Below are 8,328 nucleotides of genomic sequence, written 5' to 3' on the forward strand. Positions count from 1 at the left end.
TCAATGGCAGCAGCTGTCCTGCATCTCGGGCGTATCCGCATATTCGTCGTGCAGCCGCACCCAGTCCACCAGGCTATGGTGGGGACCGGTTTCGTTGCGACCCTTCGGCGTCAGGTCGAGATAGTGATAGGCGCCGATCAGCGGATCGCCGCCTCTGGAGCGCGAGATAAAAGTCAGGAAGATGTCGCCTTTCTCGTCGCGATAGAACACGCTGGTGCCGGGAAGATCCTTCGATTGCCGCGCGCGCCGCTCGAAATTGTAGGTCGTGTCGCCGGCCGCGATCTGCTTGTCGGTGAATGACACCTGCATGTCGAAGTTGAAGTCCGAAGCGTACGACGACACCCAGTCGAATTTCCAGCCCATGCGCTGCTTGTAGGGCAGAAGCTCGGCCAGCGGCGCCCGCGCAACCACCACGAGCGAGACGTCGTGGTGCCTGAGATGCTGGTTGGCACCGTCGATGTGGTCGGCAAGGAACGAGCAGCCCTCGCAACGATAGTCGGCACCGGGGCCGAACATGAAATGGTAGATGATCAGCTGGCTGTTGCCGCCAAACAGGTCAGGCAGTTTCTTTGGCCCCTGCTCGGTCTCGAAGACGTAGTCCTTGCGGATCTTCAGCCACGGCAGTTCGCGGCGTTCGGCGGCGACGCGGTCGCGAAAGCGCGTCAATTCCTTTTCGCGCGCCAGATGCGCCTTGTGCGCCTGAAACCATTTTTCCTGCGATACGGTCTTGTTGTTTGGCATAGGTCTGCTCCTCTTTTCACGGAGGACGATCGGCAGCGAGGAATGCCGACACAGAGCTGCATTTTTAGTTGCAGGAAATCGCAGACCTTGCTGCTTTCAAACAAACCCGGGCACATGGCCCGGGTCGGAGGGAACGCAACCTGAATTCCGTCAGGCGGCTTGCTCCAGCGTCGGCTGCCATTGTCCAAGCGCTGCCAGATGGTTCATGTGGGCGCGATGGGCGAAGGCGGCCTGTGCGGCGGCGACGTTCGCCGGCTTGCCGCTCCAGGCCTTCTGCGGAGCGGCCTGCAAGGCGCGGCCGTAGGAGAAGGTCAGCTTCCACGGATGCGGGCCGATAGCGTTGATGGCATTGAGGTTGGCGGTCGCCTGCTCGTCCGTTTGTCCGCCTGACAGGAAGGCGATGCCTCCGATCGCGGCCGGCACCGTCTCGCGGAACAGTTTTATGGTCTTTTCGGCGACTTCCTCGGGGCTGCTGACCTTGCCCGATTTCTTGCCGGCAAGGACCATGTTCGGTTTCAGGATGGTGCCTTCGAGCACGACGCGGGCCGCATAGAGCTCGGTGTACAACTTTGTCAGTGTCGCCTTGCTGATCTCGTAGCAGGTGTCGATGTCGTGGGCGCCGTCCATCAGCACCTCCGGCTCGACGATCGGCACGATGCCGGCCTCCTGGCAAAGCGCGGCGTAACGGGCGAGCGCATGGGCGTTCGAGCCGATCGACGTGGCGGAAGGCACGCCCTTGGCAACATCGATGTCGATCACCGCGCGCCATTTGGCAAAGCGGGCGCCGAGCTTGTAATAGTCGGCAAGGCGTTCGCGCAGGCCGTCGAGGCCCTCGGTGATGGTGTCGCCGGGAAAGCCGGCCAGCGGCTTGGCGCCGGCGTCGACCTTGATGCCGGGGATAGCGCCTGATGCCTTGATGATGTCGACCAGCGGTGTGCCGTCGGCGGCCTTCTGGTGAATGGTCTCGTCGTAGAGGATGACGCCGGAAATGTACTTGGTCATTGCATCGCTGGCGCGGAACATCATCTCGCGATAGTCGCGGCGACTGTCGGCGGTCGACTCGACACCGATGACGTCGAAGCGCTTCTTGATGGTGCCGGAGCTCTCGTCGGCAGCCAGCAGGCCTTTGCCATTGGCCACCATCGCGGCAGCAATGTCCTCGAGACGTTCGCTCATCGTGCTTCTCCTGAAAGAATTGATCCGTGCCCAGCAGACCACCAGAGCAACGCAGGTTCAAGTCGAACAATTTCACCGGGTAGGCGCGAATCGATTGAAAGTCGCGGGCGCCCTCTTTCGCGCTGTTATTGCTGCCGCGCTCAGCGCTTCAAGATGTCGACGCCGGGCAAGGGCTTGCCTTCCATCCACTCCAGGAAAGCGCCGCCAGCCGTCGAGACATAGGTGAAGTCGTCGGCTACGCCGGCATGGTTGAGCGCCGCCACCGTATCGCCGCCGCCGGCGACCGAGATCAGTCTGCCGGCCCTGGTGCGCGCTGCCGCGTGCCTGGCCGTCGCCACCGTTGCGTGGTCGAATGGCTCGATCTCGAAGGCGCCGAGCGGCCCGTTCCAGACCAGCGTCGCGGCGCGGTCGATCCATTCGGCAATGGTTTTCACGGTCTTTGCGCCGACGTCGAGGATCATGCCGTCGGCCGGCACGTCTGCTATGGCGACGGTCTCGCTGGCGGCGCCGGCCTTGAACTCCCTGGCGACAACGCCGTCGGCGGGCAGGATGATGGCGCAGCCGGCCTCGGCCGCCTCGATCATGATCTGCTTGGCGGTGGTCGCGAGATCACGCTCGCACAAGGATTTCCCGACGTCGGTGCCGCGTGCCGCGAGAAACGTGTTGGCCATGCCGCCGCCGATGACCAGCGCGTCGACCTTCTTCACCAGGTTCATCAACAGGTCGATCTTGGTCGAGACCTTGGCCCCGCCGACGATGGCGACAACCGGACGGACGGGATTGCCAAGACCCTTTTCCAACGCGTCGAGCTCGGCCTGCATGGTGCGGCCGGCGAAGGAAGGCTGCACATGCGCCAACCCTTCCGTCGACGAGTGGGCGCGGTGCGCAGCAGAGAAGGCGTCGTTGACGAAAATGTCGCCGTTGGCGGCGAGCTTTTCGGTGAAGGCCGGATCGTTCTGCTCCTCGCCCTTATGGAAGCGGGTGTTCTCGAGCAGCAGCACGTCGCCATTATTCATGGCAGCAATGGCATTTCCCGCCTTGTCGCCGATGCAGTCGGCGGCAAAGCCAACCGGGCGGCCGAGCACTTCCGCCGTCGCCTTGGCGATCGGCTCGAGCGAGAATTCCGCCGCCGGTCCATCCTTCGGCCGGCCGAAATGGGCAAGCAGGATGACCTTGGCGCCCTTGCCGGAGAGCTCGGCAATGGTCGGCGCAATGCGCTCGATGCGGGTGGCGTCGGTGACCTTGCCCTCGGCGACGGGAACGTTGAGGTCGACACGCACCAGCACACGCTTGCCGCTGATATTGCCGATGTCGTCCAGTGTCTTGAAGCCGGCCATGCTGATCCCTTTCGCGAAAAATCGCGGGGACCTTACCCCGCATCGACGACGATGCAAGACCTGCCTAACGGTTCACCGAAAATATGATTCACGTATCGAGGACGAAGTGCCCACGGGGAGCGAGATGGGCAGCAATGGCGCAAAACGCACCGACATATGGCTTTACCGGTTGCGCACCACGATGCAGGCGCCGCCGACGCTTTGCAGCTTGTCGCAGATCGTGTCGGCCTTGGCTCTGCTATCGGCGCCGATCCGCACGGCATAGATGCCGCGCCTGCCGATCGGTGTGCGGACCCGGCTGACCACCGGATCGTGGCCGGCAAGCAGTGCCGGGAACCGGCTTTTCACTCTCAGCCACTGGTTGAGCGCCGCGGCGCGGCGAAAATTGCCGGCCACCTGCACGCCCCACGGCTTGATGTTGATCGACGACATCGGCACGGTTCTGGACATGATCACCGGCAGCTCGCGGCAAGCGGCAGCGAAACTCGCCTTCTTGTCGAGCGGCCGGATGACGCCGGCGTAGGCGGTATTGGTGAAGTTGTCGGCCGGCTCGCCCATGACGTCCAGAACGTAGCTTTCGGTCTCCATCGGCAAGAAGCCGCCGGAATTCAGCCAGCGCGTCACCCGGCTCTCGCCGGCATTGTAGGCGGCGGCGGCGAGGCCGAGATTGCCGAAACCGGATTTCATTTCGGCGAGGTATTTTGCCGAGGCCGGGATCGCCTGTTCGATGTCGAAGGAATTGGCGAGCCCGCGCATCCTGGCGGTGCCCGGCATGAATTGGGCGATACCCTCGGCGCCGACGGGGCTGACCGCATTGGGATCGAAACGGCTTTCCTTCCAGATCAGCCGGGCAAAGAAATCCCGGGGCAGGCCATTCTGGTCGGCATGCGTCTCGATAAGATCGCAAACTCGATCAATCAGCTTCTGCTTGGCGGGCCGCGGCGGATCGGCCTGGACGGCTGTCGCCCAGCCCAGCCCGCAAATGACAACCAGCGTCGCCCCAAGCAAACGCCGCATCGAACTACTCCGCCGCGGCTTTGCCGTGTTGCCCAAACCGCCGTTCGATGTAGTCGGAAACCATTTTTTCGAAATCCGCGGCGATCGACGGGCCGCGCAGGGTCGCCGCCTTCTTGCCGTCGACGAACACCGGGGCGGTCGGTGTCTCACCGGTGCCGGGCAGCGAAATGCCGATATCGGCATGTTTGGATTCGCCCGGACCGTTGACGATGCAACCCATCACCGCGACCTTGAGGTTCTCGACGCCGGGATATTGTTCGCGCCACACAGGCATGTTCTTGCGCAGGTCGGCCTGGATGTTCTGGGCAAGCTCCTGGAACACGGTCGAGGTTGTGCGGCCGCAGCCCGGGCAGGCGGCGACGATCGGCACGAACTGCCGGAAGCCCATGGTCTGCAACAGTTCCTGCGACACCTGCACCTCGCGCGTGCGGTCGCCGTTCGGCTCCGGCGTCAGCGAAATGCGGATGGTGTCGCCAATGCCTTGCTGGAGCAGGATGCCCATGGCAGCGGACGAGGCGACGATGCCTTTCGAGCCCATGCCGGCCTCTGTCAGGCCGAGGTGCAGCGCATGGTCGGATCGGGTGGCAAGCTCGGTGTAGACGGCGATCAGATCCTGCACGCCGCTGACCTTGGCCGACAGGATGATTTTCTCGCGCGCAAGGCCGATCTCTTCGGCCATTCCGGCCGACAGGATCGCCGATTGCACGATTGCCTCGCGCGTCACTTCCTGCGCCGTCAGCGGAAAGCCCTGGGCCTGGTTGTCGTCCATCAGCCGGGTCAGCAGCTCCTGGTCAAGCGAACCCCAATTGACGCCGATGCGCACCGGTTTGTCGTATTTGATCGCCATCTCGACGATCGCCGCGAACTGCCGGTCTTTCTTGTCCTTGAAGCCGACATTGCCGGGATTGATACGGTATTTGGCCAGTGCCTCGGCACAGGCCGGGTGGTCGGCCAGGAGCTTGTGGCCGATATAGTGGAAATCGCCGACCAGCGGCACGTCGATGCCGAGCCGTTCCAGCCGCTCGCGGATAGCCGGTAGGGCCGCAGCGCTTTCGTCGCGATCGACGGTTATGCGCACGATCTCGGAGCCGGCACGATGCAGCGCCGCCACTTGCGCGACCGTCTGGTCGACATCGGCCGTATCGGTGTTGGTCATTGACTGGACGACGACCGGCGCACCGCCGCCGACCATCACGCCGCCGACATCGACACCGACCGACCTGCGGCGTGGGAAGGGTGAAGAAAAATATCCGGTCATGCCGGCTGCCTTTAATCTTGAAGGTCCGGGCATGAGGTGGAGGAGCAAAGATGGCTTGTCAATGGCGACTGGCGCGCAGGCCCAGCAAATCGGAAATGACAAGACGGCAGCTTGCCGCAAATCCACGAACGTTTCCGGTAGCATAGCGATGCCACCGGAAAGATCGCGCGCCGGGCGGCGCTTCTAGTCCTGGAAGGGCTTCAGTGCGTCGTCGGTTTCGCCTTCAGTTTTTCAATCTCGTCCTTGAGCGCCAGCTTGCGCCGCTTGAGATTCACGATTTCGAGGTCGTCTACCGATGGATGGGTCATCGCATCATCGATTTCGCGTTCGATGTCGCCGTGTTTCCGCTGCAGCTCATCAAGATGGGATGCAAGAGACATGATTGGTTCTCCCTTTCATGGTTTCCTCGGATTGCAGCCGTCATGGCACGTCCACCGCAGGCTCGCTTCTATGACGGCATAATGACAGTGTGCCACCATCGCGCACCGATGTCGAATGCTGCGTGGTAGCATTCCACGCCAATATGAAATGTGATATGGGCTGCGCGCCGGTGCAAGAAGGCCCGGTCCCGCCCAATCAGGCCCATAGTTTGGGCGCCGCAGACGTGCAGACGGTAAAAAATGTCCGATCAGGAACAGGCAGATATCCGCCTCGAATATTCCCGGCTGAAGCAGGAACACGCCGATTTCGACGCGGCCATCAATGCGATGATCGCCATGAATTGCGACCCGCTGCAAATCCAGCGCATGAAGAAAAAGAAGCTTTTCCTGAAGGACAGGCTGATGGCGCTGGAAGACAAGATCATTCCAGATATTATTGCTTGAACGAACGCCATTGCTTGAACGAACGCCGGCGCCGGCTTGCTGGAAAAGCGGTTATGCCGCGATCGAAAGCCGTGCGGCGCGCTCGCGCAACAACGCTATCAGGTCGTCGGTCTTTTCGGTCGAGGTATCGATCGGAACCACCAGGCACATCGTCGCCTCGACCCTGCCCGGCGCTGAGAAGACCGGCGCGGCCAGGCATTTGGTGTAGGCATCGACAAGGCCGGAGGTGACGCAGTAGCCGGCCGACTTGGCGACGGCGATGTCGTCTATGAAATCGTCGAGTTGCAATCTGCGGCCGTCGGGCAGCACGAGATCGTCCTCGGAGACCATATCCTCGATCGCTGCCCTGTCGAAGCCGGCGAGGAGCAGTCGCCCGGAAGCTGTCCAGGGGAGCGGTATTTGCAGACCGGTCGCCGAGCTGATCCGGAATGGCCTCGTCCCCGGGCTTGAATGGACGATGGTGTAGCGGCCGCTTTGCAGCATGCACAACTCCGAGGTCTCGCCGGTCTCGCGTGACAGATGGTCGACTTCTTGGCGCCCTCGCCTGAGCAGGTCGTTGCCCCGCACATAGTCCATTCCGTAGAGATAGAGCTTCTTTCCGAAATAAACCCGATTGCCGTCTCCGGCCATTTCCAGCAGACCTGCGTCGACCAGCGAGCGCACAAGCGTATAAGTCGTCGAACGCGGCGCGTTTACCCCCTTGGCAAGATCGCCGATGCCGATCGCGCGCTGGGTCGCGTGAAGAAACTCCAAAATCTGGAGGACCCGGTTGAGGCCCTTCTCCCGAGAAGCCGAGTTCTTGTCTTCGTCCAGACCGGCGTCCGGTCGAGCGGCCAAGGCATTACCTTCTTGCATTATCGATCCCTGATGTTAATCTGTCTTGTACAGAGTACAGGCGTCTCTTGTAAGGGACAATGACGTCAGTTGCAACCGATGCCTGTACTGCTGCTCCAAAGGGGAACACAACACGAAAGGAGGTCGCCGTGAACGACACATCCAAAAGGCGTGAATTTCTGAAACTGGGAATGGCCGGGCTTGCAACGGCCGGAGTGATGAGCGCCGCTACCGCGGTCGACGTTCAGAAAGCGGCGGCCCAGGCAGCGCCGGACAGCCTGCTGCGCACCGTCCTCGAGCGCGGCAAGGTGATCGTCGGCACCGGCAGCACCAATGCGCCCTGGCATTTCGAGAACGACGCCGGCGAACTGGTGGGCATGGACATCACCATGGGTCGCATTCTCGCCAAGGGGCTTTTCGACGATCCGACCAAAGTGGAATTCGTCATGCAGGATCCGGCTCAGCGCATTCCGAACGTGACCACCAACAAGGTCGACATCACCATCCAGTTCATGACCATGACCGCCCAGCGCTCGCAGCTGATCCACTTCTCCCGACCCTACTACGTCGAAGGCATCGCCTTGCTGACCCTTCCGAACGCCGAAAACAAGACCTTCGACAAGCTGCTTGCCGGCGGTTCGGCGACGCGGATTTCCATCCTGCAAAATGTCGATGCCGAGGCTAACGTGCATATCGTCCTGCCGGAGTCGCAGGTGATGCAGATAGACACGCAGGCCAACGTGCTGCAGGCCCTGGAATCGAAGCGCGTCGACGCCGCCGCGGTCGATCTGTCAACGGTGCGCTGGCTCGCCTCGCGCAATCCGGACAAATACTTCGATGCCGGCAAGAGCTGGTTCTCAATGCTTTATGGTGCCGCGCTTCGGCAGGGCGACCTCGACTGGCTGACCTTCGTCAACCAGACCTTCACCATCGCCATGTTCGGTCATGAAACGGCACTCTACGACGCTGCGTTCAAGGATTATTTCGGACAGGAGCCGCCGGCGCGCCATCCCGGTTTCCCAGTCATTTGATGCAAGCGGGGGGGGCGCCCCACGCCATGAGCCCTTTCGACTACACCCCCCGCAAGGCCCGGCCGCCGGGGGGGTTGAGGGGTCGTGTAGACCACTACCGGCCCCCCCCC

9 protein-coding genes are annotated in these 8,328 nt (G+C 62.2%); 2 read left to right on the forward strand and 7 right to left on the reverse strand.

All coding sequences use genetic code 11. From position 1 onward, the window contains the following. The 6 genes from NKI72_RS15920 to NKI72_RS15945 form a co-directional block, all read right to left on the reverse strand. Nucleotides 1–741 carry a DUF899 domain-containing protein gene (locus tag NKI72_RS15920; protein WP_352831385.1) on the reverse strand — a complete coding sequence of 247 codons (741 nt, stop codon included), beginning with the start codon at nt 739–741 and terminating at the stop codon, nt 1–3. Between the two features lie 150 nt (nt 742–891). Next, the gene (locus NKI72_RS15925) at nt 892–1,917 is read right to left on the reverse strand and encodes a class I fructose-bisphosphate aldolase (protein ID WP_352831383.1); all 1,026 of its coding nucleotides are present in this window, start codon (nt 1,915–1,917) and stop codon (nt 892–894) included. 140 nt (nt 1,918–2,057) lie between these two features. Further along, nucleotides 2,058–3,254, reverse strand: coding sequence for a phosphoglycerate kinase (locus NKI72_RS15930; RefSeq protein ID WP_352540261.1), 1,197 nt, complete (start codon nt 3,252–3,254; stop codon nt 2,058–2,060). A gap of 162 nt (nt 3,255–3,416) precedes the next feature. Continuing rightward, nucleotides 3,417–4,271 carry a transglycosylase SLT domain-containing protein gene (locus NKI72_RS15935; protein WP_352831381.1) on the reverse strand — a complete coding sequence of 285 codons (855 nt, stop codon included), beginning with the start codon at nt 4,269–4,271 and terminating at the stop codon, nt 3,417–3,419. A gap of 4 nt (nt 4,272–4,275) precedes the next feature. Continuing rightward, nucleotides 4,276–5,529 (reverse strand): flavodoxin-dependent (E)-4-hydroxy-3-methylbut-2-enyl-diphosphate synthase, encoded by a 1,254-nt coding sequence (gene ispG / locus NKI72_RS15940; protein WP_352831380.1) that lies wholly within the window; start codon nt 5,527–5,529, stop codon nt 4,276–4,278. 200 nt (nt 5,530–5,729) lie between these two features. Further along, nucleotides 5,730–5,909, reverse strand: coding sequence for a YdcH family protein (locus tag NKI72_RS15945; RefSeq protein WP_023678481.1), 180 nt, complete (start codon nt 5,907–5,909; stop codon nt 5,730–5,732). Nucleotides 5,910–6,149: 240 nt separating this feature from the next. Between NKI72_RS15945 and NKI72_RS15950 the strand changes: the two genes are divergently transcribed. Continuing rightward, nucleotides 6,150–6,353: a YdcH family protein gene (locus tag NKI72_RS15950; RefSeq protein WP_023678480.1), complete on the forward strand. Its 204-nt coding sequence runs from the start codon at nt 6,150–6,152 to the stop codon at nt 6,351–6,353. A gap of 51 nt (nt 6,354–6,404) precedes the next feature. Here NKI72_RS15950 and NKI72_RS15955 read toward each other — a convergent pair whose 3' ends face one another. Continuing rightward, the gene (locus tag NKI72_RS15955) at nt 6,405–7,190 is read right to left on the reverse strand and encodes an IclR family transcriptional regulator (RefSeq protein WP_352471159.1); all 786 of its coding nucleotides are present in this window, start codon (nt 7,188–7,190) and stop codon (nt 6,405–6,407) included. A gap of 146 nt (nt 7,191–7,336) precedes the next feature. Here NKI72_RS15955 and NKI72_RS15960 point away from each other — a divergent pair, with 146 nt between their 5' ends. Beyond that, the gene (locus tag NKI72_RS15960; protein ID WP_031212143.1) at nt 7,337–8,218 is read left to right on the forward strand and encodes a transporter substrate-binding protein; all 882 of its coding nucleotides are present in this window, start codon (nt 7,337–7,339) and stop codon (nt 8,216–8,218) included. Nucleotides 8,219–8,328 lie beyond the last annotated feature (110 nt).

It is taken from the genome of Mesorhizobium sp. M0437, assembly GCF_040321335.1.
Classification (GTDB): domain Bacteria; phylum Pseudomonadota; class Alphaproteobacteria; order Rhizobiales; family Rhizobiaceae; genus Mesorhizobium.

What these genes read in the sequence shown, in the direction of transcription:
- NKI72_RS15920 (WP_352831385.1), bottom strand. Translation starts at nt 741, where the DNA reads ATGCCAAACAACAAGACCGTATCGCAGGAAAAATGGTTTCAGGCGCAC.
- NKI72_RS15925 (WP_352831383.1), bottom strand. Translation starts at nt 1,917, where the DNA reads ATGAGCGAACGTCTCGAGGACATTGCTGCCGCGATGGTGGCCAATGGC.
- NKI72_RS15930 (WP_352540261.1), bottom strand. Translation starts at nt 3,254, where the DNA reads ATGGCCGGCTTCAAGACACTGGACGACATCGGCAATATCAGCGGCAAG.
- NKI72_RS15935 (WP_352831381.1), bottom strand. Translation starts at nt 4,271, where the DNA reads ATGCGGCGTTTGCTTGGGGCGACGCTGGTTGTCATTTGCGGGCTGGGC.
- ispG (WP_352831380.1), bottom strand. Translation starts at nt 5,529, where the DNA reads ATGACCGGATATTTTTCTTCACCCTTCCCACGCCGCAGGTCGGTCGGT.
- NKI72_RS15945 (WP_023678481.1), bottom strand. Translation starts at nt 5,909, where the DNA reads ATGTCTCTTGCATCCCATCTTGATGAGCTGCAGCGGAAACACGGCGAC.
- NKI72_RS15950 (WP_023678480.1), top strand. Translation starts at nt 6,150, where the DNA reads ATGTCCGATCAGGAACAGGCAGATATCCGCCTCGAATATTCCCGGCTG.